At 53.4% G+C, this 23,834-nt stretch carries 20 protein-coding genes and 1 riboswitch; of the genes, 14 read left to right on the top strand and 6 right to left on the bottom strand.

What is annotated here, in order from left to right; all coding sequences use genetic code 11:
• The first annotated feature begins 3 nt into the window (after positions 1–3).
• Both metB and ACQE3Y_RS17830 read left to right on the top strand, forming a co-directional pair.
• Positions 4–1,164 carry a cystathionine gamma-synthase gene (gene metB / locus ACQE3Y_RS17835; RefSeq protein WP_426974952.1) on the top strand — a complete coding sequence of 387 codons (1,161 nt, stop codon included), beginning with the start codon at positions 4–6 and terminating at the stop codon, positions 1,162–1,164.
• A gap of 3 nt (positions 1,165–1,167) precedes the next feature.
• Complete coding sequence (locus ACQE3Y_RS17830; protein WP_426974953.1) at positions 1,168–3,603, top strand: bifunctional aspartate kinase/homoserine dehydrogenase II; 2,436 nt, start codon at positions 1,168–1,170, stop codon at positions 3,601–3,603.
• 33 nt (positions 3,604–3,636) lie between these two features.
• Here the strand turns inward: ACQE3Y_RS17830 and ACQE3Y_RS17825 are convergent, their stop codons facing one another.
• Complete coding sequence (locus ACQE3Y_RS17825) at positions 3,637–4,110, bottom strand: hypothetical protein (RefSeq protein ID WP_426982183.1); 474 nt, start codon at positions 4,108–4,110, stop codon at positions 3,637–3,639.
• Between the two features lie 270 nt (positions 4,111–4,380).
• Here ACQE3Y_RS17825 and metF point away from each other — a divergent pair, with 270 nt between their 5' ends.
• Positions 4,381–5,283: a methylenetetrahydrofolate reductase gene (gene metF, locus ACQE3Y_RS17820; RefSeq protein WP_426974955.1), complete on the top strand. Its 903-nt coding sequence runs from the start codon at positions 4,381–4,383 to the stop codon at positions 5,281–5,283.
• Between the two features lie 73 nt (positions 5,284–5,356).
• Here metF and ppc read toward each other — a convergent pair whose 3' ends face one another.
• Positions 5,357–8,008, bottom strand: a complete 2,652-nt coding sequence (gene ppc / locus ACQE3Y_RS17815; protein ID WP_426974956.1) for a phosphoenolpyruvate carboxylase — start codon at positions 8,006–8,008, stop codon at positions 5,357–5,359.
• Positions 8,009–8,251: 243 nt separating this feature from the next.
• Entirely contained in the window at positions 8,252–9,400 is a 1,149-nt protein-coding gene (gene argE, locus ACQE3Y_RS17810; protein WP_426982182.1) for an acetylornithine deacetylase, read from the bottom strand.
• Positions 9,401–9,577: 177 nt separating this feature from the next.
• Here argE and argC point away from each other — a divergent pair, with 177 nt between their 5' ends.
• The 5 genes from argC (at position 9,578) to ACQE3Y_RS17785 (ending at position 14,468) form a co-directional block, all read left to right on the top strand.
• Complete coding sequence (gene argC, locus ACQE3Y_RS17805) at positions 9,578–10,582, top strand: N-acetyl-gamma-glutamyl-phosphate reductase (RefSeq protein ID WP_426974958.1); 1,005 nt, start codon at positions 9,578–9,580, stop codon at positions 10,580–10,582.
• A gap of 13 nt (positions 10,583–10,595) precedes the next feature.
• Positions 10,596–11,372 carry an acetylglutamate kinase gene (gene argB / locus ACQE3Y_RS17800; RefSeq protein WP_250651167.1) on the top strand — a complete coding sequence of 259 codons (777 nt, stop codon included), beginning with the start codon at positions 10,596–10,598 and terminating at the stop codon, positions 11,370–11,372.
• 25 nt (positions 11,373–11,397) lie between these two features.
• On the top strand, positions 11,398–12,609 hold the full coding sequence (locus ACQE3Y_RS17795; protein ID WP_275553213.1) for an argininosuccinate synthase: 1,212 nt from the start codon (positions 11,398–11,400) through the stop codon (positions 12,607–12,609).
• 90 nt (positions 12,610–12,699) lie between these two features.
• A complete protein-coding gene (gene argH, locus ACQE3Y_RS17790) occupies positions 12,700–14,079 on the top strand; it encodes an argininosuccinate lyase (protein ID WP_426982181.1) in 1,380 nt (459 codons plus the stop codon).
• A 263-nt stretch (positions 14,080–14,342) separates the two neighbouring features.
• Entirely contained in the window at positions 14,343–14,468 is a 126-nt protein-coding gene (locus tag ACQE3Y_RS17785; protein ID WP_426974960.1) for a hypothetical protein, read from the top strand.
• Positions 14,469–14,605: 137 nt separating this feature from the next.
• On the opposite strand, the gene ACQE3Y_RS17780 is transcribed toward ACQE3Y_RS17785, so the two are convergent.
• Entirely contained in the window at positions 14,606–15,340 is a 735-nt protein-coding gene (locus ACQE3Y_RS17780; protein WP_085069397.1) for a redoxin family protein, read from the bottom strand.
• A 140-nt stretch (positions 15,341–15,480) separates the two neighbouring features.
• Here ACQE3Y_RS17780 and oxyR point away from each other — a divergent pair, with 140 nt between their 5' ends.
• Positions 15,481–16,398: a DNA-binding transcriptional regulator OxyR gene (gene oxyR / locus ACQE3Y_RS17775; protein ID WP_085069399.1), complete on the top strand. Its 918-nt coding sequence runs from the start codon at positions 15,481–15,483 to the stop codon at positions 16,396–16,398.
• Here the strand turns inward: oxyR and sthA are convergent.
• Positions 16,381–17,781 (bottom strand): Si-specific NAD(P)(+) transhydrogenase, encoded by a 1,401-nt coding sequence (gene sthA, locus ACQE3Y_RS17770; protein WP_426974962.1) that lies wholly within the window; start codon positions 17,779–17,781, stop codon positions 16,381–16,383. The two genes, oxyR and sthA, sit on opposite strands and share 18 nt — an antisense overlap.
• Before the next feature lie 193 nt (positions 17,782–17,974).
• On the opposite strand from sthA, the gene fabR reads away from it, so the two are divergent.
• The 3 genes from fabR to ACQE3Y_RS17755 are packed head-to-tail and all read left to right on the top strand — an operon-like array spanning position 17,975 to position 19,318.
• Positions 17,975–18,616 carry an HTH-type transcriptional repressor FabR gene (fabR, locus tag ACQE3Y_RS17765; protein ID WP_250651161.1) on the top strand — a complete coding sequence of 214 codons (642 nt, stop codon included), beginning with the start codon at positions 17,975–17,977 and terminating at the stop codon, positions 18,614–18,616.
• A gap of 18 nt (positions 18,617–18,634) precedes the next feature.
• Entirely contained in the window at positions 18,635–18,982 is a 348-nt protein-coding gene (locus ACQE3Y_RS17760; protein WP_426974963.1) for a YijD family membrane protein, read from the top strand.
• 60 nt (positions 18,983–19,042) lie between these two features.
• Positions 19,043–19,318, top strand: coding sequence for a hypothetical protein (locus ACQE3Y_RS17755; protein WP_426974964.1), 276 nt, complete (start codon positions 19,043–19,045; stop codon positions 19,316–19,318).
• On the opposite strand, the gene trmA is transcribed toward ACQE3Y_RS17755, so the two are convergent.
• Positions 19,315–20,415: a tRNA (uridine(54)-C5)-methyltransferase TrmA gene (gene trmA / locus ACQE3Y_RS17750; protein ID WP_426982180.1), complete on the bottom strand. Its 1,101-nt coding sequence runs from the start codon at positions 20,413–20,415 to the stop codon at positions 19,315–19,317. The two genes, ACQE3Y_RS17755 and trmA, sit on opposite strands and share 4 nt — an antisense overlap.
• 121 nt (positions 20,416–20,536) lie before the next feature.
• Positions 20,537–20,717: riboswitch (cobalamin riboswitch) on the top strand.
• A gap of 69 nt (positions 20,718–20,786) precedes the next feature.
• Between trmA and btuB the strand changes: the two genes are divergently transcribed.
• Together btuB and murI are read left to right on the top strand one after the other, a co-directional pair.
• Positions 20,787–22,670, top strand: coding sequence for a TonB-dependent vitamin B12 receptor BtuB (btuB, locus tag ACQE3Y_RS17745; RefSeq protein ID WP_426982179.1), 1,884 nt, complete (start codon positions 20,787–20,789; stop codon positions 22,668–22,670).
• Entirely contained in the window at positions 22,615–23,466 is an 852-nt protein-coding gene (gene murI / locus ACQE3Y_RS17740) for a glutamate racemase (RefSeq protein ID WP_426982178.1), read from the top strand. Before btuB ends, murI begins: the two co-directional genes overlap by 56 nt.
• Positions 23,467–23,834 lie beyond the last annotated feature (368 nt).

Genomic DNA, 23,834 nt, shown 5'->3' with positions numbered 1-23,834 from the left:
ACTATGACGCGTAAACAGGCAACCATCGCAGTGCGCAGCGGTTTGAATGATGATGAGCAGTATGGCTGCGTTGTCCCTCCGATTCACCTTTCCAGCACCTATAACTTCACTGATTTCAATCAGCCACGCGCTCATGACTACTCGCGTCGCGGTAATCCTACGCGTGATGTCGTACAGCGTGCGCTGGCCGAACTGGAGGGGGGTGCCGGGGCTGTAATGACCAATACCGGTATGTCCGCGATTCATCTGGTCTGTACGCTGTTCCTGAAACCTGGCGATTTATTGGTTGCGCCGCATGACTGCTATGGCGGCAGTTATCGTCTGTTTGACAGCCAAAGCAAGCGCGGCGCCTGGCGCGTTAAATTTGTCGATCAGGGCGATGCCGAAGCCCTGCAGGCGGCGCTGGCTGAACAGCCGAAACTGGTACTGGTGGAAAGTCCCAGCAATCCGCTGCTGCGCGTAGTGGATATCGCCGCGATTTGTCAGGCCGCGCGCGCCGCTGGCGCGATAAGCGTCGTGGATAACACTTTTTTAAGCCCCGCTCTGCAAAATCCGTTGGCGCTGGGTGCCGATCTGGTGGTGCACTCCTGTACCAAATACCTCAATGGTCACTCGGATGTGGTGGCTGGCGCAGTGATCGCGAAAGATGCGGCGGTGGCAACCGAACTTGCCTGGTGGGCGAATAATATCGGCGTGACCGGCTCTGCCTTTGACAGCTATTTGCTGCTGCGTGGAATGCGTACCCTTGGCCCGCGTATGGCGGCAGCGCAGCGTAACGCACTGGAGATTGTAGCGTATTTGCAGCAGCAGCCGCTGGTGAAAAAACTGTATCATCCCTCTTTGCCACAGAACCCGGGCCATCAGCATGCGGTGCGTCAACAGCGCGGCTTTGGCGCAATGTTAAGTTTTGAACTTGATGGCGACGAACAGCGTCTGCGCCGTTTTCTGAAGGCGCTGGAATTATTTACCCTGGCTGAGTCGCTGGGGGGAGTGGAAAGTTTGATTTCCCATACCGCAACCATGACCCACGCGGGGATGTCGGCAGAAGCGCGTGCGGCGGCAGGGATTTCTGATACCTTACTGCGCGTGTCGGTTGGGATAGAAGATCATGAAGATTTAATCGCCGATCTGGATAATGCATTCCGGGTGGCAGCCGAGGATTAAGAAATGAGTATTTCAGCCGCAGCGGGAGCGCCGCAGAGCAGGCAGCTGCATAAATTTGGCGGTAGCAGCCTTGCCGATGTCAGCTGTTATCAGCGCGTCGCGGGTATCATGGCCGATTACAGTCAGCCGGGCGATTTAATGGTGGTCTCTGCCGCTGGCAGCACCACTAACCAGCTGATTAGCTGGCTGAAGCTCAGCCAGACCGATCGCTTATCGGCTCATCAGGTGCAGCAGAGCCTGCGTCGTTATCAGTCCGATCTGATCAACGGCCTGCTCGCGCCGGAGTTAGCTCAGCCGTTGCTGAGCCGCTTTATTCAGGATCTGGAGCACCTGGCCGGGTTACTGGATGGAAAAATTACCGACGCCGTTTATGCCGAGGTGGTCGGGCACGGTGAGATCTGGTCGGCGCGGCTGATGGCGGCAGTGCTGCAGCAGCGCGATCTGGAAGCGTGCTGGCTGGACGCCCGCGAGTTTTTACGCGCCGAGCGGGCGGCGCAGCCGCAGGTTGACGAAGGAAAGTCCTGGCCGCTGCTGCAGCAGCTGATCGCGCAGCATGCGCATCAGCGTCTGGTGGTTACCGGCTTTATCTGTCGCAATGAGGCAGGTGAAACGGTGCTGTTGGGGCGTAACGGCTCTGACTATTCAGCAACGCAAATCGGTGCGCTGGCGGGCGTCAGTCGTGTCACCATCTGGAGCGATGTCGCCGGAGTCTACAGCGCCGATCCGCGCAAAGTAAAAGACGCTTGTCTGCTGCCGCTGCTGCGACTGGATGAAGCCAGCGAGCTGGCGCGTCTGGCAGCGCCGGTACTGCATGCCCGCACGCTGCAGCCGGTTTCCAACAGCGATATCGATTTACAGCTGCGCTGCAGCTATCAGCCTGAGCAGGGATCGACGCGCATTGAGCGTGTGCTGGCTTCCGGCACCGGCGCGCGTATTGTGACCAGTCATGACGATGTTTGCCTGATCGATATTGAAGTGTCGGCGCAACACGATTTCAATGCGCTGCATAAAGAAGTCGATCATCTGCTGAAACGGGCGCAGATTCGTCCGCTGGCCATAGGCGTACATAGCGATCGCAACCTGCTTCAGCTCTGCTATACCTCCGAAGTGGTGAGCAGCGTGTTTGAACTGCTGCAGGATGCCGGGTTGCCAGGCCATCTGCAGCTGCGCGAAGGGCTGGCGCTGGTGGCGCTGGTTGGCGCGGGCGTCAGCCGCAACCCGCTGCATACTCATCGTTTCTGGCAGCAGATTAACGATCAACCGGTAGAGTTTATCTGGCAGTCGGAAGATAAAATCAGCCTGGTGGCGGTGCTGCGTGTTGGCCCGACGGAACATCTGGTTCAGGGGCTGCATCAGTCGCTGTTCCGCGCGGAAAAACGTATTGGCCTGATGCTGTTTGGCAAAGGAAATATCGGTTCGCGCTGGCTGGAGCTGTTTGCCCGGGAACAGAAAAATCTCTCGGCGCGCACCGGTTTTGAATTTGTGCTGGCGGGAGTGGTGGACAGCCGTCGCAGTCTGCTGAGCTATGAAGGGCTGGATGCCAGCCGCGCGCTGGCTTTCTTTGAAGATGAAGCGATTGCACAGGATGAAGAGTCTCTGTTCCTGTGGATGCGGGCGCATCCTTATGATGATCTGGTGGTGCTGGATGTGACCGCCAGCGAAGCGCTGGCTGAACAATATCTTGATTTCGCCAGCCACGGTTTTCATGTGATTAGCGCCAACAAGGTGGCCGGCGCGTCAGGCAGCTATCAGTGGCGGCAGATCCGGGACGCATTTGCGAAAACCGGACGTCACTGGCTGTATAACGCCACGGTGGGCGCAGGGCTGCCGGTCAACCATACGGTGCGCGATCTGCGGGAAAGCGGCGACAGTATTCTGTCGATCAGCGGCATCTTCTCCGGCACGCTCTCCTGGCTGTTCCTGCAGTTTGACGGTACGGTGCCGTTCAGCGAGCTGGTCGATCAGGCGTGGCAGCAGGGGTTAACCGAGCCGGACCCCCGCGTTGATCTCTCTGGTCAGGATGTAATGCGTAAGCTGGTTATCCTGGCGCGTGAGGCGGGCTACGATATTGAACCGGATCAGGTACGCGTTGAGTCGCTGGTGCCAGCGGGCTGTGAAAAAGGCTCTGTCGATCACTTTTTCGAAAACAGCGATGCGCTAAACGAACAGATGCTGCAGCGTCTGGAAGCGGCACAGGAGATGGGGCTGGTATTGCGCTACGTCGCGCGTTTTGATGCTAACGGCAAAGCGCGTGTGGGTATCGAGGCGGTGCGTCCGGAACATCCGCTGGCGGCGCTGCTGCCGTGTGATAACGTCTTTGCCATTGAAAGCCGCTGGTATCGCGATAATCCACTGGTGATCCGCGGGCCGGGTGCAGGACGTGATGTAACGGCGGGTGCGATTCAGTCTGATATTAATCGGCTGGCGCAGCTGGTGTAACAACAAAACGGGTGGCCTGAGCCACCCGTTGTTTTAGGCCAGCACGAACTGGCTTTCATGCACCTGATCAAGCGTCAGGCCCACCAGTGAAATGCTGCTGTCTCCACAGGTAAACAGCAGACCATCATCATATACGCTCAAATAATCCAGATAGTTGCCGTTGGCGTTAATTTCTTTGTTGCCCAGGATCACCAGCTTATCGTCCTGGTCGAACCGATAGATGACGTTATCGCCGACGCTGTCGCCAGCAAACATAACGGTATCATCGCCGCCGTTGGCATACATGATGTCATTACCGCTGCCGGACTGATCGCCATGCACCGCGTCAGCATAATCAAGGGCGTGCTTGCCATCCAGCGCCAGCCCGTTGCTGGTGACGGAATAGGTGAGGTCTTTATACTCGAACCAGTTCCAGTAGGTTTCCTTAATCGCTTCCACGCCATATAGCACGCTGACGCCGCCATCGGCCCCTTTGCTGTAGGTTAAATACGATAAATTACGTTTCATGGAAGTAAATCGGTTACATAACGGTAATAGCCTCTTTTTTAGGAGGTTTTTAATAAAGAAAATTCCTGGTTTTCTCGCTTCTGCACGTATCTGAAGGATGTTGCTTTTTTTTCATGTGCACCTGAAAGGAATTCAGCGCCACTGCACTGCTTTTTGATTGACAAATAGCCAGGCTGATAGCATCTTATGGAGTTATAGACGTCTAAACGTATAGATGTTTAGCGTGATGCTCACGCATCATCCACTAAGCGATTGATAAGGTAAGCGGATATGAGTTTCTTTCACGCCAACCAGCGCGAAGCGCTGAACCAGAGCCTGGCAGAACTGAACGGGCGGATTAATGTTTCATTTGAATTTTTTCCGCCGCGCACCAGTGAAATGGAAGAGACGCTGTGGAGTTCTATTGATCGGCTCAGCAGCCTGAAGCCAAAGTTCGTCTCCGTTACCTACGGTGCGAATTCAGGAGAACGCGATCGCACCCACTCTATCATCAAGGGCATCAAAGAGCGCACCGGACTGGAAGCGGCACCGCATCTGACCTGTGTTGACGCCACCCGGGATGAGCTACGTACCATTGCCCGGGATTACTGGGAAAATGGCATTCGCCATATTGTCGCGCTACGCGGAGATCTGCCGCCAGGCGGAGGCAAACCAGAGCTGTATGCGACCGATCTGGTGGCGCTGCTCAAAGAGGTCGGTGACTTTGATATCTCCGTCGCTGCCTATCCTGAAGTGCATCCGGAGGCGAAAAGCGCTCAGGCGGATCTGATTAACCTGAAACGTAAAATCGATGCGGGCGCCAACCGCGCCATTACGCAGTTTTTCTTTGATGTGGAAAGCTATCTGCGTTTTCGCGACCGCTGCGTAGCGACCGGCATTGATGTAGAGATCGTACCTGGCATTCTGCCGGTTTCTAACTTTAAACAGCTGCAGCGCTTTGCCGCCATGACCAACGTTCGCGTACCGGGCTGGATGAACAGCATGTTTGCCGGACTGGACGACGATCCGGAAACGCGCAAAATGGTGGGCGCCAATGTGGCGATGGACATGGTAAAAATCCTCAGCCGTGAAGGCGTTAAGGATTTCCACTTCTATACGCTGAACCGCGCTGAAATGAGCTACGCCATTTGCCATACGCTGGGCGTGCGCCCGTCAGCGCAGCTGGTTGCCTGATTAACTGAGTAATCGAAAAAGAATGCCTGATGAGGCGCATCGCCAGATGGCGATGCGCCTTTTGTCGTGGCAATTAACCGGTGTTACGCATACCTGCTGCCACACCAGCGATAGTGACCATCAGCGCCTGCTCAACGCACGGATCCGGCTCTTCTCCTTTGGCTTCCTGCGCACGCGATCGGTGCAGCAGTTCAGCCTGTAGAACGTTGAGCGGATCGGTATAGACGTTACGCAAAGCAATCGATTCTGCAATCCATGGTTCATCAGCCATCAGATGCGAATCATTAGCGATAGTCAGCACTGCTTTAATATCCGCAGCGAGGCGATCGCGCAGCTGCTTGCCCAGCGGCCACAGAGATGGATCTACCAGACGTTGATCGTAGTATTCCGCCAGCCACAGGTCGGCCTTCGAGAAAACCATTTCCAGCATGCCGAGACGGGTAGAGAAAAAAGGCCAGTGGTGGCACATCGCCTCCAGCTGATCCTGATGACCTTCATCCATCGCTTGCTGTAGCGCCGCCCCTGCGCCCAGCCAGGCGGGCAGCATCAGACGGTTTTGTGTCCAGGCGAAAATCCACGGAATGGCGCGCAGTGACTCAACGCCGCCGGTAGGGCGACGTTTGGCCGGGCGCGATCCCAGCGGCAGTTTGCCTAATTCCAGTTCCGGAGTAGCAGAGCGGAAATAGGGCACAAAATCAGGGTTTTCACGCACATAACCACGATAGACGGCGCAGGAAGTCTTAGAGAGCTGATTCATAATGTCGCACCATTCACTTTTAGGCTCTGGCGGCGGCAGCAGATTAGCCTCGAGGATAGCGCTGGTATAAAGCGACAGGCTGGCCACCGCTACTTCCGGCAGACCATACTTAAAGCGGATCATTTCGCCCTGTTCGGTGACGCGCAGGCCGCCTTTCAGGCTACCCGGCGGCTGGGAGAGCAGAGCCGCCTGCGCCGGTGCGCCGCCGCGACCAATGGTGCCGCCGCGACCATGAAACAGCGTCAGGGCGATACCGGCTTTTTCACAGGTTTTAATCAACGCGTCCTGCGCCTGATATTGCGCCCAGGATGCGGCCATCACGCCAGCATCTTTGGCTGAATCGGAATAACCGATCATGACCATCTGCTTGCCCTGAATAAAGCCGCGATACCAGTCGATGCTCAGCAGCTGCGACATGACATCGTTAGCGTTATTCAGGTCATCCAACGTTTCAAACAGCGGTGCGACCGGCAGGGCGAAAGGTATACCGGCTTCTTTCAGCAGCAGATGAACCGCAAGCACGTCGGAAGGCGTTTTCGCCATGGAAATAACATAGGCGGCAATCGATCCGCGTGGCGCTTCCGCCGCTACGCGGCAGGTTTCCAGTACTTCACGCGTCTCTTCGCCTGGTTCCCACTGACGCGGCAGCAAAGGACGTTTTGAGTTCAGCTCACGGATCAAAAATGCCTGTTTATCCGCTTCAGACCAGCTCTCGTAATCACCAAGGCCGAGGTAACGCGTGACTTCTGCCAGCGCTTCGGTGTGACGCGTGCTTTCCTGACGTAGATCGATACGTACCAGTGGAACGCCGAAACATTTAATCCGACGCAGCGTATCAAGCAGCTGTCCGTTGGCGATGATGCCCATGCCGCACGCCTGCAATGACTGATAACAGGCATAAAGCGGATCCCATAGCTGATCGTTGGAAATCAGCAGCCCTTCCGGACGCGGCAGGCGCTCGCCTTTCAGACGCCGCTCCAGATAAGCCTGGGTCGTCATCAACTGGGTCCGCAGGCGTTTTAAAACTTCGCGGTAGGGCTCCTGCGCGTGCGGATCGCCGCACAGCTCGCGCAGCTCTTCGGTGCATTCCGACATCGACAGCTCGGAGACCAGCACGCCGATATCCCGCAGGAAAAGATCGGTGGCTTTCCAGCGGCTCAATTGCAGAACATGACGGGTAATACTGGCGGTAACGTTGGGATTGCCATCGCGGTCGCCGCCCATCCATGAAGTAAACTGCACCGGTACAAAGTCTACCGGCAGCGTATAGCCAAAGGCCTCTTCGACCTGTTCGTTCAGTTCACGAAGAAAATTCGGCACACCTTCCCACAGGCTGTTTTCCACTACCGCAAATCCCCATTTGGCTTCATCAACCGGAGAAGGGCGATATTTACGGATTTCATCGGTATGCCACGCCTGGGCTACCAGCTGACGCAGGCGGCGCATAATCTGGTTGCGCTCATAGTCAGAGATATCATTATGATCGAGCTGTTTTAAACAGGTATTTACCTCAACCAACTTATGAATCAGCGTGCGGCGTGTAATTTCGGTAGGATGTGCGGTAAGAACCAGCTCCAGAGAAAGCGATTCAATCGCCTCACGGATATCCGCTTCGTTCAGGTCAGGCTGTTGCTTCAGCCGCTCGAACGCCTTTTTCATCAATTCAGCATGACTGGCGCCTTCACCGTTGGGTGAAATGGTCTGATATTGTTCAGCCACATTCGTGAGATTAAGGAACTGGCTGAAAGCGCGTGCTACCGGCAGTAGTTCGTCATTGGAGAGGTTCTGCAGGGTAGTTAACAGTTCCTGCCGATGAGCGTCATTTCCCGCACGGGATGACTTGGAGAGTTTGCGGATGGTTTCCACCCGATCAAGGATGTTTTCTCCCAGCGCATCCTTAATCGTATCCCCGAGCAGTTTGCCGAGCATACTGACATTACTTCGCATTGCGGAATATTGTTCGTTCATATGACCCCTGACACCCTTCTTGTCTTTTAGTTTTTACCCTTGCGGGTATAACGCCGCCTTTTATCTAGCCATGTAACTTACCGTTCGTCAATTGCGTAAAACGTGCCGCGTAATGCAGGTAAATGCTGGTAATTTAAGAAATTTAACGCTGACGGAGTGGGATAAGTTATTCTTATCGGCAAAGTTGAAACTTTTCAGGAGCAATTTACCGTTTTAGCAGTGAATTGCCCCAAATGATGCAAATCAGTGACAAAAATGGTTAACCATTTGACCGATCAGCTCACGTGTCGGCTTGATAAATGCCATATCAATAAATTCATCTGGCTGATGCGCCTGATTAATCGATCCCGGTCCTAACACCAGCGTAGGACACAACTGCTGAATAAAAGGCGCTTCGGTACAGTAGTTCACGACTTCCGTTGGCGTACCAAGCAGCTTTTCCACTACCTGAACCAGCTGATGCTCACGCGGGCACTCGTAGCCCGGAATCGGCGGATGAAGTTCGGCCACTGTCAAACGGCCCGGCCAGCGCACGCTAACCGGCGCCAGCGCCTCATTCAACAGCTCGTCAAGATCGGTCAGCGTCAGTCCGGGCAGAGGACGAATATCCATATGTAATTCGCAGCAGGCACAAATACGGTTCGCTGCATCGCCGCCGTGAATATGACCAAAATTCATCGTGGGATAAGGAATGGCGAAGCCATCATGGTGATAACGCTCTTTGAGCGTATTACGCAATTGCATCAGATGACCGATTGACTCATGCATCAGCTCAATCGCGTTAACGCCGCGAGCAGGATCGCTGGAATGGCCCGATTGCCCCTCTATGCGAATCACATTGGATAGGTGGCCTTTGTGCGCCCGCACCGGTTTCAACGAGGTCGGTTCGCCGATAATCGCGCAATCGGGGCGTAGCCTGGTGGATTCAGAAAAGTATTTAGCACCGGCCATTGTGGTTTCTTCATCCGCCGTAGCGAGAATATAGAGCGGCTTCTGAAACGTGCTGATATCGGCGTCACGAAGCGTATCAAGAATAAAGGCGAAGAAACCTTTCATATCTGCCGTGCCGAGGCCGTACAGCTTGTTGTCATGCTCTGTCAGCGTAAAAGGATCGCGCGTCCAGCGCCCATCATCGAAGGGAACCGTATCGGTATGGCCAGCCAGTAACAGGCCGCCTGTGCCTTCACCGCTTCTGGCCAGCATATTGAATTTATGCCGCGTGCCCGGCACCGGCTGGACTTCTACGCTGAAGCCTAAATCACGAAACCAGCCGGCCAGCAGAGTGATTAAACTTTCATTACTCTGATCAAGCGCGCTATCGGTAGCGCTGATCGACGGTGTGGCTATCAGCTGGCGGTAAAGTTCGATAAAAGGCGGTAATTTTGTCTTCACTGTTGACGGTCCTTGAGTTAGGATGTATCAATATTCATGCATTAATAGTGAATAAAAATACAATAACGTTCGCGGGATGGGAAATGAATTTACCCGCTGACTGACGTTAAACTTCATGGGCGCGCGGCGACACGGCTGCACACCGGATCTGAATGACTGTAAAAGGTATACAGCCTGATGTTGAATACGCTGATTGTAGGTGCCAGTGGCTATGCTGGTGTTGAGCTGGCGACCTTCCTGAATCGCCATCCCCATATGAACATAACCGCTTTAGCGGTTTCAGCGCAAAGCCCGGATGCCGGAAAGCGTCTTTCTGACCTGCACCCGCAGCTAAAAGGGATCCTTGATCTGCCGCTGGAGCCGTTGAGCGATGTGTCAGTGTGGGCCGACAAGGTGGATGTGGTGTTCCTCGCCACCGCCCATGAAGTTAGTCACGATCTGGCTCCGCAATTTCTGGCGGCAGGCTGTGTGGTGTTTGACCTCTCCGGTGCCTTCCGCGTAAACGATGGTGACTTTTATACACGCTATTACGGCTTTACTCATCAGCACGCAGCGTGGCTGGAGAAAGCGGTCTATGGCCTGGCTGAATGGCAGCATGACGCGATTAAAGAAGCGCAGCTGATTGCCGTGCCTGGCTGCTATCCCACTGCGTCGCAGCTGGCGCTTAAGCCATTAATTGAAGCAGGATTGCTGAATAATGCGCAGTGGCCGGTAATTAATGCCACCAGCGGCGTAAGCGGCGCTGGACGTAAAGCCAGCCTCAATAACAGCTTTTGTGAGGTCAGTCTGCAACCTTACGGCATCTTTAATCATCGGCATCATCCTGAAATCGTCGCGCACCTTGGCGTGCCGGTTATTTTTACGCCGCATCTCGGCAATTTCCCTCGCGGCATTCTTGCCACTATTACCTGTCGCCTGAAGCCGGGCGTCAGTCGCGAGGATATTGCCGAAGCTTTCCATAACGCCTATCAGGATAAACCGCTGGTGCGTATCTATGAGCAGGGCGTGCCGGCATTGAAATCCGTGGTGGGCCTGCCGTTCTGTGATATCGGCTTTGCCGTACAGGATGAGCATCTGATTGTGGTGGCGGCGGAAGATAACCTGCTGAAGGGCGCAGCCTCGCAGGCGGTGCAGTGTCTCAATATTCGTTTCGGTTTCCCGGAAACCCAGTCACTTATTTAAGCGGATAAATACTATGACCACTCCATTAATTATCAAACTGGGCGGCGTGCTGCTGGATAGCGAAGAAGCGCTGGCGCGTCTGTTTACGGCGCTGGTGACTTATCGGGAGGCACATCAGCGTCCTCTGCTGATCGTTCACGGCGGCGGATGTCTGGTTGATGAACTGATGAAAAAGCTGGCGCTGCCGGTGCAAAAGAAAAATGGCCTGCGCGTTACGCCCGCCGATCAGATCGACATTATCACCGGCGCGCTGGCGGGAACCGCTAATAAAACCCTACTGGCCTGGGCAAAGAAACATCATATTCAGGCGGTTGGACTTTGCCTGGGCGATGGCGGCATGGCGAATGTAGCTCAATTCGATGATGAGCTGGGCCATGTCGGTAACGCTTTGCCAGGCTCGCCGGCGTTGCTGAACACGCTGTTGCAGGCAGGGTATATGCCGGTTATCAGCTCAATCGGCATCACGGAAGAGGGTCAGTTGATGAACGTTAACGCCGATCAGGCGGCAACAGCGTTAGCGGCGACACTTGGCGCGGATCTGGTTTTGCTTTCAGATGTCAGCGGTATTCTGGATGGCAAAGGTCAGCGCATTCCTGAAATGACGGCGATGCAAGCGGAGCAGCTGATCGCTCAGGGCATTATTACCGACGGTATGATTGTGAAAGTCCATGCGGCTCTGGATGCGGCACGTACGCTGGGGCGTCCGGTCGATATCGCCAGCTGGCGTCATGCTGAGCAATTGCCCTCTCTGTTTAACGGTGTGTCTATCGGCACCCGGATCCACGCATAAAGTAAAAATATTCAAGGACTAAGACATGCAAAATCAAGGCATCAAGAAAATCGTTTTAGCTTACTCCGGTGGCCTGGATACCTCTGCCATTATTCCGTGGCTGAAAGAGAATTACGGCTGTGAAGTGGTCGCTTTTGTCGCGGACATTGGTCAGGATCGCGAAGATTTAGTCGGCGTAGAGAAGAAAGCGCTGCAGTCAGGTGCGTCAGAATGCCATATTGCCGATCTGCGTGAAGAGTTTATCCGTGATTACGTTTACCCGGTGCTGCAAACCGGCGCGCTGTATGAAGGCAGCTATCTGCTGGGCACCTCTATGGCGCGTCCGATCATTGCCAAAGCGCAGGTTGAGCTGGCGTTAAAAGTGGGTGCTGATGCTTTATGTCACGGCGCAACCGGTAAAGGTAACGATCAGGTGCGTTTTGAAACCACCTACACCGCGCTGGCTCCGCAGCTGAAAGTGGTGGCACCGTGGCGTGAGTGGAACCTGCGCTCGCGTGAAGCGCTGCTGGATTACCTGAAAGAGCGCAATATCCCGACCACCGCCTCGCTGGAAAAAATCTACAGCCGTGATGAAAACGCCTGGCATATTTCTACCGAAGGCGGCGTGCTGGAAAGCCCGTGGAACGCGCCGAATAAAGATTGCTGGGTCTGGACAGTGGATCCTCAGGAAGCGCCGGATCAGCCAGAGCAGGTAACGGTAACGGTAGAAAAAGGCCGCGTTGTGGCAGTTAACGGCGAGCAGCTGAGCCCGTTCCAGTGCCTTGATAAACTCAACGCGCTGGGCGCGAAGCACGGCGTGGGACGTATCGATATCGTGGAAAACCGTCTGGTAGGCATCAAATCCCGCGGCTGCTATGAAACGCCTGGCGGCACCATTATGGTCAATGCGCTGCGTGCCGTAGAGCAGCTGGTACTGGATCGCGATAGCTTTAAATGGCGCGAGCAGTTGGGCCTGGAGATGTCATATGTGGTTTATGACGGGCGCTGGTTCGCTCCGCTGCGTAAATCCTTACAGGCTGCCGCTGAGTCACTGGCTACCGAAGTCAACGGCGAAGTTGTGTTGCAGCTCTATAAAGGTCAGGTAACGGCGATTCAGAAAAAATCGGCAAACAGCCTCTATTCTGAAGAGTTCGCAACCTTTGGCGAAGATGAAGTTTACGATCACAGCCATGCGGGCGGCTTTATCCGTCTGTTCTCTCTCTCTTCACGCATTCGGGCGCTGAACGAGAAGAAATAACCGGGACGGCAACGGGCGGCAGGCGTTGAAGCCGCCCTGATAACAAGCCAGGCTGAGCCTTGCGCGCAACAGATTTCAGGAGCATTCAAGATGGCACTATGGGGTGGACGGTTTACACAGGCGGCGGATGGACGGTTTAAGCAGTTCAATGATTCGTTGCGCTTTGATTATCGACTGGCAGAACAGGATATTATCGGTTCTGTCGCCTGGTCAAAAGCCTTGGTGACCGTTAGCGTATTAACTCAGGATGAGCAGCAGCAACTGGAAGTTGCGCTGAATACGCTGCTGGAAGAAGTTCGTGCTAATCCACAGCAGATTCTGCAAAGCGACGCTGAGGATATCCATAGCTGGGTTGAAGGCCGTCTGATTGAAAAAGTGGGCGCGTTGGGCAAAAAGCTGCATACCGGGCGTAGCCGTAACGATCAGGTTGCGACCGATTTAAAGCTCTGGTGCAAAGAGCAGGTTTTGCTGCTGCTGAGCGCGGTGCGCGAACTGCAACGGGCATTAGTGGATACCGCAGAAGCCAATCAGGATGCAGTTATGCCAGGCTATACCCACCTGCAGCGCGCGCAGCCGGTGACTTTCGCGCACTGGTGTCTGGCCTATGTTGAAATGCTGGCGCGTGATGAGAGCCGCCTGCAGGATACGCTGAAACGCCTGGATGTCAGCCCGCTGGGTAGCGGTGCGTTGGCTGGAACCGCATATGAAATCGATCGCGAGCAGTTGGCCGAATGGCTGGGCTTTGCCTGTGCCACACGTAATAGCCTGGACAGCGTTTCCGATCGTGATCATGCGCTGGAACTGCTTTCCGATGCGGCGATCGGCATGGTGCATCTGTCGCGCTTTGCCGAAGATCTGATCTTTTTTAATACCGGTGAAGCCAACTTTGTTGAGTTATCCGATCGCGTGACATCCGGCTCTTCACTGATGCCGCAAAAGAAAAATCCTGATGCGCTGGAGCTGATCCGGGGCAAGTGTGGTCGGGTGCAGGGTGCGCTGACCGGCATGATGATGACGCTGAAAGGGTTGCCGCTGGCCTACAACAAAGATATGCAGGAAGACAAAGAAGGGCTGTTTGACGCGCTTGATACCTGGCTTGATTGTCTGCATATGTCGGTGCTGGTGCTGGATGGCATTCAGGTAAAACGTCCACGCTGCCAGGAAGCGGCAGAGCAGGGCTATGCTAATGCGACCGAACTGGCGGACTATCTGGTGGCGAAAGGCATCCCGTTCCGCGAAGCGCATCATATTGTGGGTGAAGCGGTGGTGGTGGCAATCGGCCAGGGCGTGGCGCTGGAAGCGTTAACGCTGGCACAGCTTCAGCAGTTTAGTCCGCAAATCGAACAGGATGTTTACCCAATTCTTTCGCTTCAGTCCTGCCTGGATAAGCGTAATGCCAAAGGTGGCGTGGCACCACAACAGGTTGCCAACGCGATAGCTGAGGCAAAGGCAAGACTCAGCGATCGGTAATTTACCGGTAACCGAACAATAAACTGATCGGAATAATGTGTTTTGATAAAAGATTCAGCCACAAAACAACGCCTGTTTTGTGGCTGATAAAATGTAAAAGCGCGCTGTTGATTTAACAACCAATGTTGACCACTCCTCTTCCGTGCCTCGCTATATCACTCCTTCATTTCCTTTTTTAACCCTCCGCATAAACATCCTTCGCCAGCATATTGTGTCATGCGGCTAAATTTATATGCCGGATAAGTCATACGGTATTAGGCGCTATGGCGGGAGCGGTTGCAGGACCTTTCGTTGGCTATCAGCCAGGCCTGATCGTGGCGGAAGACATTATTGATAATCTGATGGAAGGCAAATCGGGTAGTCTGAAAATATTAATCTACTTTAAATGAAATATTCGTCCGGTTACTGATGTATCAAAAAAAGGCGGGCATACTAGCCCGCCAACCTCTGACTTCAGATACTTTTTTGTTATGGGCACATCTGAAAACCGACCAGGGTAACGGAGCCGGTTTCCGGATTCTCAGTCTCAGGCAAAGTGGAAAAATTTCTCCAGGTCATCGCTGCCGCCGATATGACGTCCACCGATAAAGACCTGTGGTACCGTTGCACGACCGGTCATCGCACGCAGGCTAACGGTGGTAGCATCTTGTCCAAGAACGATTTCTTCATATTGAATGCCACGATCGAGCAGCATCTGCTTCGCTTTGGTACAGAACGGGCAGCCGGGTTTGGTAAACAACGAGACAGACTCCTGCACTTTGAATTCTGGCGCCAGGTAACGCAGCATGGTATCAGCGTCGGAAACTTCAAACGGGTCACCCGGTTTATTCGGCTCCACAAACATTTTAGCCACTACGCCGTCACGAACCAGCATTGAGTAACGCCATGAGCGCGGACCGAAACCTAAGTCAGCTTTCTCAACCAGCATCTCCATGCCACGCGTAAATTCGCCGTTGCCGTCCGGAATAAAGGTAATGTTTTCGGCATGCTGATCGGCTTTCCAGGCGTTCATCACAAAGGTGTCATTAACTGAAACGCACAAAATGCTGTCAACGCCATGCTGAGCGAAGACGCCTGCCAGTTCATTGTAACGCGGTAAATGGCTGGAAGAGCAGGTTGGCGTAAACGCGCCCGGCAGTGAAAATACGATTACGGTTTTGCCCTTAAACAGCTCGTCAGTTGTAACATCGACCCAGCTATCGCCCTGACGCGTATGAAAAGTTACCTGTGGGACGCGTTTACCTTCCTGACTTGCAAACATAAGAATCAATACCTCTTAATTAGCGTTGCGCTTGATGTGTTTAGCTTCTGGTGTGCATTATTCCCATCTACCCTTGATAGGGCTAATCGTTCATTGCTATTCTATTCATTGCCACGGGCTATCGTGGCTCGGAGGATAAAATGAATATTCGTGATCTTGAATACCTTGTCTCTTTGGCTGAACACCGCCACTTTCGTCGCGCTGCCGACGCCTGCCACGTTAGTCAGCCTACCTTAAGCGGTCAGATCCGTAAGCTGGAAGATGAGCTTGGTGTCATGCTGCTGGAGCGCACCAGTCGTAAGGTGCTGTTTACCCAGGCGGGTCTGCTGCTGGTGGATCAGGCGCGCACCGTTTTGCGTGAAGTCAAAGTGCTGAAAGAGATGGCCAGCCAGCAGGGCGAAGCGATGTCCGGTCCGCTGCATATTGGCTTAATCCCAACGGTGGGGCCTTATCTGCTGCCGCATATTATTCCTCAGCTGCATCAAAGTTTTCCCAAGCTGGAAATGTATTTGCACGAAGCGCAAACGCAGCAGCTGTTAAGCCAGCTGGATAGCGGGAAGCTCGACTGCGCAATCATCGCGCTGGTAAAAGAGAGCGAAGCCTTTATCGAAGTGCCGCTGTTTGATGAGCCAATGAAACTGGCGATCTGGCAGGATCATCCGTGGAAAGATCGCGATCGTGTGCCGATGTCCGATCTTGCTGGTGAGAAACTGCTGATGCTCGAAGATGGTCACTGCTTGCGCGATCAGGCGATGGGTTTCTGCTTCCAGGCGGGCGCTGATGAAGATACGCACTTCCGTGCTACCAGTCTTGAAACGCTGCGCAATATGGTTGCGGCAGGAAGCGGCATTACTCTGCTGCCTGCGCTGGCGGTTCCTCAGGATCGCACCCGCGACGGCATAACCTACGTTTCCTGCTATAAGCCGGTGCCGCAGCGTACTATCGCTCTGGTTTACCGCCCGGGATCGCCTCTGCGCAGCCGCTATGAGCAACTGGCCGAGGCTATCCGTAGCCAAATGCAGAACTATATGGAAACCACGTTAAAACAGGCGGTTTAAGCCGTTTAGCGCGGCAACGCGGTATGCTTCCGCCATCGTAGGGTAGTTAAAGGTGGTATTCACGAAGTATTCAATCGTGTTGCCACCATTTTTTTGCTCCATGATCGCCTGGCCAATATGAATAATCTCGGCCGCACGTTCGCCAAAGCAATGAATACCCAGGATCTCTTTGGTATCACGGTGGAACAGGATTTTCAGGCTGCCAACGTTCATCCCGACAATCTGCGCGCGCGCCAGGTGCTTAAACTGTGCCCGGCCCACTTCATACGGCACCTTCATCGCCGTCAGCTGCTGTTCGGTTTTCCCTACTGAGCTGATTTCCGGGATGGTATAGATGCCAGTCGGAATATCTTCAATCAGATGCGCCGTCGCTTCACCTTTTATCACGGCCTGAGCGGCAATCCGTCCCTGATCGTACGCGGCGGAAGCCAGGCTTGGATAGCCAATGACATCGCCTACCGCATAGATATGCGGCTGTGCCGTCTGGTACATGCTGTTAACTTTTAGCAGACCACGTCCATCCGCTTCCAGCCCAACGTTTTCCAGCGACAAAGAGTCTGTATTGCCCGTGCGTCCGTTCGCATAGAGCAGGCAGTCTGCTTTGACTTTTTTACCTGACTTCAGGTGAATTACCACGCCATCGTTAACGCCTTCGATCTTCTCGAACTCTTCGTTATGACGAATAACCACGCCGCTGTTCCAGAAATGGTAAGAAAGCGCATCGGACATCTCCTGATCCAGGAAAGCCAACAGGCGGTCGCGCGTATTGATCAGATCCACTTTCACATTCAGGCCACGGAAAATAGAAGCGTATTCGCAGCCAATCACACCTGCGCCATAGATAATGACATGGCCCGGTTCATGATTAAGGTTAAGGATGGAGTCGGAGTCATAAATGCGCGGGTGGGTAAAATCAACGTCAATCGGATGATAAGGGCGTGAACCGCAGGCAATGACGAACTTCTCTGCTGTCAGCCGCTCAACGGAACCATCAGGTCGGGTTAACGCAATGGTATTCATGTCAATGAAACGGGCGTCGCCCTGATGAAGCTCACAGCGGTTACGCTCATAGAAGCCCTGACGCATACGGGTCTGCTGGCTAATGACGTTTTCTGTATGATTCAGAATATCGGCGAATGAAGAGCGAAGATGACGGGAGTGATCGCTGTATAAAGGGTTTTGGTTAAACTCGATGGTACGGCTTACTGCATGTCGTAATGCTTTAGACGGTATCGTCCCCCAATGTGTGCAGCCGCCGCCTATATTGTGATAGCGCTCAATTACCGCGATATGGGCCCCTTGTTTCACCAGGCCCATTGCGGCGCCTTCACCGCCCGGACCGGAGCCAATCACAATAACATCGTAATCGTAAGCATGTTGCATACCGGCACTTCCTTTATTTTATATACATTTTAGCAACGAGATTCTAACATCCCGGCGCGTACATCCCAATTCCCTGAATGATTTTAGCCTCAATTAGCTAAATAAAGAGGTTAACAGTCGGTCACAAACTTTGACGGACTGTATGCTGAGTAATTTGTTATAGTGGGCTTCCGGCAGGCTAACAGGCAGAAAAATGGGCGTTAGAGCACAGCAAAAAGAACGTACACGACGTTCGCTAATTGAAGCGGCATTCAGTCAATTAAGTGCCGAGCGTAGTTTTGCCAGCCTGAGTCTGCGGGAAGTTGCTCGTGAAGCCGGAATTGCCCCAACCTCCTTTTACCGCCATTTTCGCGATGTCGATGAGCTGGGATTGACCATGGTTGATGAAAGCGGACTGATGTTAAGACAGTTAATGCGTCAGGCGCGCCAGCGTATTGCCAAAGGCGGCAGCGTGATCAAAACCTCCGTCGCCACCTTTATGGAATTTATCGACAGTAATCCCAATGCGTTTCGTCTGCTGCTGCGGGAACGCTCCGGCACTTCTGCCGCCTTTCGTGCCGCCGTTGCACGTGAAATTCAGCACTTTATTGCCGAACTGGCGGATTACCTTGAATTAGAAAATCGTATGCCGCGTAGCTTTACCGAAGCGCAGGCGGAAGCGATGGTCATTATCGTTTTTAACGCGGGCGCCGAGGCGCTGGATGTTGATGTTGAACAACGACGCAAGCTGGAAGAGCGGCTGGTTTTACAATTGCGCATGATTTCTAAAGGCGCCTACTACTGGTATCGTCGGGAACAAGAGCGCATGGCCGTTACGCTTGATAACCATAACTAAATATAAAAAGGAGAGGACATGACAGATAAAAATCCACGCGATAAAGGAACCTTGCTGTTGGCGTTTATTACTGGCCTGACGATCAATGGCTCTTTTTCAGTGCTTTTTAATTCTTTCGTGCCGTTTTCGATTTTTCCGCTTATCGCGCTGGGTCTTGCAGCCTGGTGCCTGCATCAACGCTATCTTAATCGCGCCATGCCGGAAGGGATGCCTTCGCTTGCCGCGGCCTTTTTCCTGCTGGGTATTCTGCTGTATAGCGCGACTGTACGTGCCGACTACCCGGAAATCGGCTCTAATTTTCTGCCCGTCGTATTAATGGTGGCGCTGATTTTCTGGATTGGCACCAGGCTGCGCCGCCGACGTTAAGATGCCTGGCGCAGTCAGGGCGACTGCGCCAAATCCATAAAGTTTACAAGGAGGTAGTGCATGAATAAACATGGCTTTTCAGCCGCCCTAATGCTGGTACTTTGCGTCAGCTGCAGCGATTATCAGGGCAGCAGCTGGACACCGGGCGAGGCTATTTACCCGGCTTCATCCCAGGGACGCATCCATGGCGATGAACGCAGCCCGTCACAGAGATACAACGACTGCCTTTCCGCCAGCAAGAAAGCGGACAGCAAAGCCGAGCGCAGCCGTTGTACCGAACGTTCGCAGCATCCTGATCCTGATTATGTGGGCGTTACTGTCCCGCTGCATTTTTAACGTTGCGTGAGCAGTACGCCGCATTCCATATGATGGGTATAGGGGAACTGATCGAACAGCGCCAGACGCGTAATATCGTGCGTCTGCGATAGCGTTTCCAGGTTGGCGCACAGTGTTTGCGGGTTGCAGGAAATATAGAGAATCTGTGGATAGCCCTGCACCAGTTTTACCGTCTCCTCATCCAGGCCGCTGCGCGGCGGATCCACAAAAATGGTTTCGCACTGATACGCCTGAAGGTCAATGCCCTGCAGACGGTTAAAGGTGCGAACGCCATTCATCGCCTGAGTAAATTCCTCTGCCGACATGCGAATAATCTGCACATTATCGATCTGGTTCGCCGCGATATTATATTGAGCGGCCGCTACGGAAGGTTTGGCGATTTCCGTTGCCAGTACGCGACGGAAATTACGGGCCAGCGCCAGAGAAAAGTTGCCGTTGCCGCAATAGAGTTCCAGCAGATCGCCGGTAGCGCCTTTTGTCACATCCAGCGCCCATTCCAGCATTTGAATATTCATTGCTGCGTTAGGCTGAGTAAAACTGTTCTCAATCTGACGGTAAATCATTTCGCGGCCGGCTACCGGCAAGCGCTCATCGACATAATCGCGGTCAAGAGAGATTTTGGTTTTTGTCGCCCGGCCAATAAGCTGTAAGTCAAAGCCCTGGGCCCGCAGATCATCGCGCAGCGCTTCTGCCGCCTGCTGCCAAATATCATCCAGCTTGCGGTGGTAAAGCAGTGATACCACCACCTGACCGCTCATGGTCGAAAGGTAATCGATCTGGAAAAGCTTACGGCGTAGCGCATCGTTACGGCGGATCGCGGCGATCATCAACGGCATAAGTTGATTAATCAGTTCACTTGCGGCCGGGAATTGATCGACACGAATACGATCGCGCGTCTGCTGATCAAACATGATGTGGTAAAGGTCGTCGCCCTCGTGCCAGATACGAAATTCGGCGCGCATACGATAGTGGCTGACCGGCGAGCGGTAGACCTCAACGGCAGGCGCAGAAAACGGTGCCATCATGTTTTGCAGGCGCGTCGTTTTCTCCGCGAGCTGGGTTTCATACTGGTCGACAGGCAGTTTTTCGGGCGTCATGGCTTTTCCTGATTGAATGGCAAACTTGCCGGGCGATTGTAGGGATTCGCCAGGTGATGTCCAGTGCTGTGATCGTCTCTGTTATGGCGGGCCAGAAGTCTGGACTTCCATAAGCCTCAATTGTAGACTGCGCGAGCCGGCCTCCTGCTGAGTTAATAGGGAATCCAGTGAAATTCTGGAGCTGACGCGCAGCGGTAAGGAATGTCGTGGCGATTGCTAACGCAGACACTGTCTTTTGATGGGAAGTCTTCGCCATTTAATCGATTCCAAGCCCGAAGACCTGCCGGCAACACGTCGCACTTTACGGCTATCGCGTACTATTGGCCGTATGCATGCGGCATCCTGCTGTGTTTTTTGGATGCTTGAAACCGATGATTATAATGAAAAAAACGCCGTTGGCACTGGCTGTCGCGGCGGTTTCCCTCTGGGCGCAATCCGGCATTGCCGCAAACAGTGATGAGGCTATGACAGTGACGGCAAATCGTTACGCTCAGCCTGTCTCTTCCGTGCTGGCTCCAACGACCGTTGTCACTCGCGAAGATATCGATCGCTGGCAGGCGAAAAGCCTGGTCGATGTTATGCGGCGTTTGCCCGGCGTCGATACTGCGGTAAGCGGCGGCATGGGACAACTCAGCTCGCTGTTTATTCGTGGCTCCGAGTCCAGGCATGTACTGATTCTGATTGACGGCGTGCGGCTGAATCAGGCAGGTATCAGCGGCTCATCCGATTTAAGTCAAATTCCGCTTTCGCTGGTGCAAAGGATAGAATATATCCGTGGTGCGCGGTCTGCTGTATATGGTTCTGATGCTATCGGCGGCGTTCTCAATATCATTACCGGACGCGCGCAGCCGGGTACGACCTTAACCGCTGGCATGGGATCTAACGGTTACCAATCCTATGATGGCACAACGCAACAGATGCTGGGCGAGGCCACTAAATTAACCCTGGCGGGCGATTACACTTATACCAAAGGATATGATGTTAAAGCGGGATTCCCAAGCGCCAGTGGTCCGGCGCAGCCAGACCGCGATGGTTTTATGAGTAAAACGCTTTATGGCTCGTTAGAACATCAGTTTGACGAGCGGTTTAGTGGTTTTGTACGCGGTTATGGTTTCGATAACCGTACTGATATTGATGCCTCATATACCTACGACAACAACTTTCAGTTTGTTCCCGGCGTATTGCTGGATACGCGTCAGCTCTATAGTCGAACCTGGGATGGTGGCCTGCGTTTTCACGACGGCATCTATTCTACTCAACTGATCGCAAGCTACAGTCATAGCAAAGATTATTATTATGACCGGCGTATTGGCCGTTATAGCGCTCACGACACGCTGGATGATCTTGAACAATATAACCTGCAGTGGGGCAATACTTTCCAGGTAGGTAATGGTGCAATAAGCACGGGCATCGACTGGCAAAAAGAGACTACCGAACCCGGCACTAACTATTTAAATGAGGGATACGAACAGCGCAACACCGGTATCTATATTACCGGCCAGCAGCAGATGGGAAGCGTGACGCTGGAAGGCGCGTTGCGCGGCGATGATAACAACCAGTTTGGCTGGCATAGCACCTGGCAAACTGCCGCCGGCTGGGAGTTCGTGGAAGGATATCGCCTTTTCGCTTCTTACGGTACAGCGTTTAAAGCCCCGGGTCTGTCGCAGGTTTACAGCCCTAATTATGGCAATCGTGAGCTTAATCCAGAAGAAAGTAAGCAGTGGGAAGGGGGCGTAGAAGGATTAACCGGGCCGGTAAACTGGCGTCTGTCCGCCTGGCGCAACGATGTTGATAATTTGATTAGCAGCGATCCTGCGACTTCTCGTTACTACAATATTGGCAAAGCGCGTATTAAAGGCGTCGAAGCGACCGCGCAATTTGATACCGGGCTATTCAGTCATCAGGTATCGTATGATTATGTTGATCCGCGCAACAGCGAAACCGATCAGATACTGCTACGCCGCGCCAAACAGCAGGTCAAATACCAGCTGGACTTGACGCTGCATCAGTTTGACTGGTCTTTAACCTGGCACTATTTAGGCCAACGCTACGATCAGGACTTTAATAGCCATCCCTCTCGTCGGATAAAAATGGGCGGTGTCAGCCTTTGGGATGTTGCCGTCTCTTATCCGCTCACCTCTCGCCTGACGGTTCGTGGTAGAATTGCCAACCTGTTCGATAAAGATTATGAGACAGTGTATGGCTATCCAACTGCAGGACGAGAGTACTACCTCAGCGGAATCTACAGCTTCTAATCTGCGGCCTACCGTGCTGGTGTTTGATTCCGGCGTCGGTGGGCTTTCTGTCTATGATGAGGTCCGGCAACTGCTGCCGGATCTGCATTACCTTTACGCTTTTGATAATGTCGCTTTTCCGTATGGTGAGAAATCGGAAGAGTTTATCGTCGATCGCGTAGTGGCTATCGTGGAAGCAGTAACGCGACGCTATCCATTATCTATGGTGATTGTGGCCTGCAATACTGCCAGCACCGTTTCACTGCCTGCATTACGTGCGCATTTCGCCTTTCCGGTTGTCGGCGTCGTACCTGCCATCAAGCCTGCCGCCCGGCTAACCCGAAACGGTATTGTTGGGCTGTTGGCTACGCGTGCAACAGTACGCCGTTCTTATACGCGCGAGCTGGTTGCGCAGTTTGCCAGCGAGTGTAAAACCGAGATGCTGGGTTCAGCGGAGCTGGTGGAACTGGCAGAGATGAAACTCCACGGGCGAACCATCCCTCTTGAAACTATTCGTCGGATTTTACAGCCCTGGCTGCGTATGTCTGAACCGCCCGATACCGTTGTGCTGGGATGTACCCACTTTCCTTTGTTAGCGGAAGAGCTTCAGGCGGTATTACCTGAAGGCACTCGACTGATTGATTCAGGGGCGGCTATTGCACGGCGTACCGTATGGCTGCTTGAGCATGAAGCGCCAAACGCCTGCTCTTCAGATGCCAATCTGGCTTTTTGCATGGAAATGAAGCCGGAAACAGTACAATTAACACCCGTTTTACAGCGTTATGGCTTCGAAAAGCTTGAAAAACTCGCACTTTGATGAAAAAAACAACATCTGAATTTATTTTTGAAATTAGTACTTGTCAGGCAAAAAGAACTCCCTATAATGCGCCTCCACTGACACGGAACAACGACTTCTTAGTCGGCCTTGTCAGGAAGGGAAAAGAAAATAAACTCTTGACTCTTCAGCGGGAAAGCGTAGTATACGCAGCCCGCGCCACTGAAGAATGTGGCGCCGCTCTTTAACAATTTATCAGACAATCTGTGTGGGCACTCACGGACGGGATATCGCAAAAACTATTGCAGTATCAAGTCTCAGAGTGAACACGTAATTCATTACGACGTTTTTCTTTGAGCATCAGACTTTTAAATTGAAGAGTTTGATCATGGCTCAGATTGAACGCTGGC

Origin of the sequence: Pantoea sp. FN0305 (genome assembly GCF_050113845.1) — a bacterium.
In the GTDB taxonomy this organism is placed as follows: domain Bacteria; phylum Pseudomonadota; class Gammaproteobacteria; order Enterobacterales; family Enterobacteriaceae; genus Mixta; species Mixta alhagi.
Note: the sequence above shows the minus strand (reverse complement) of the source record. Positions and strands in the feature narration are given on the sequence as shown.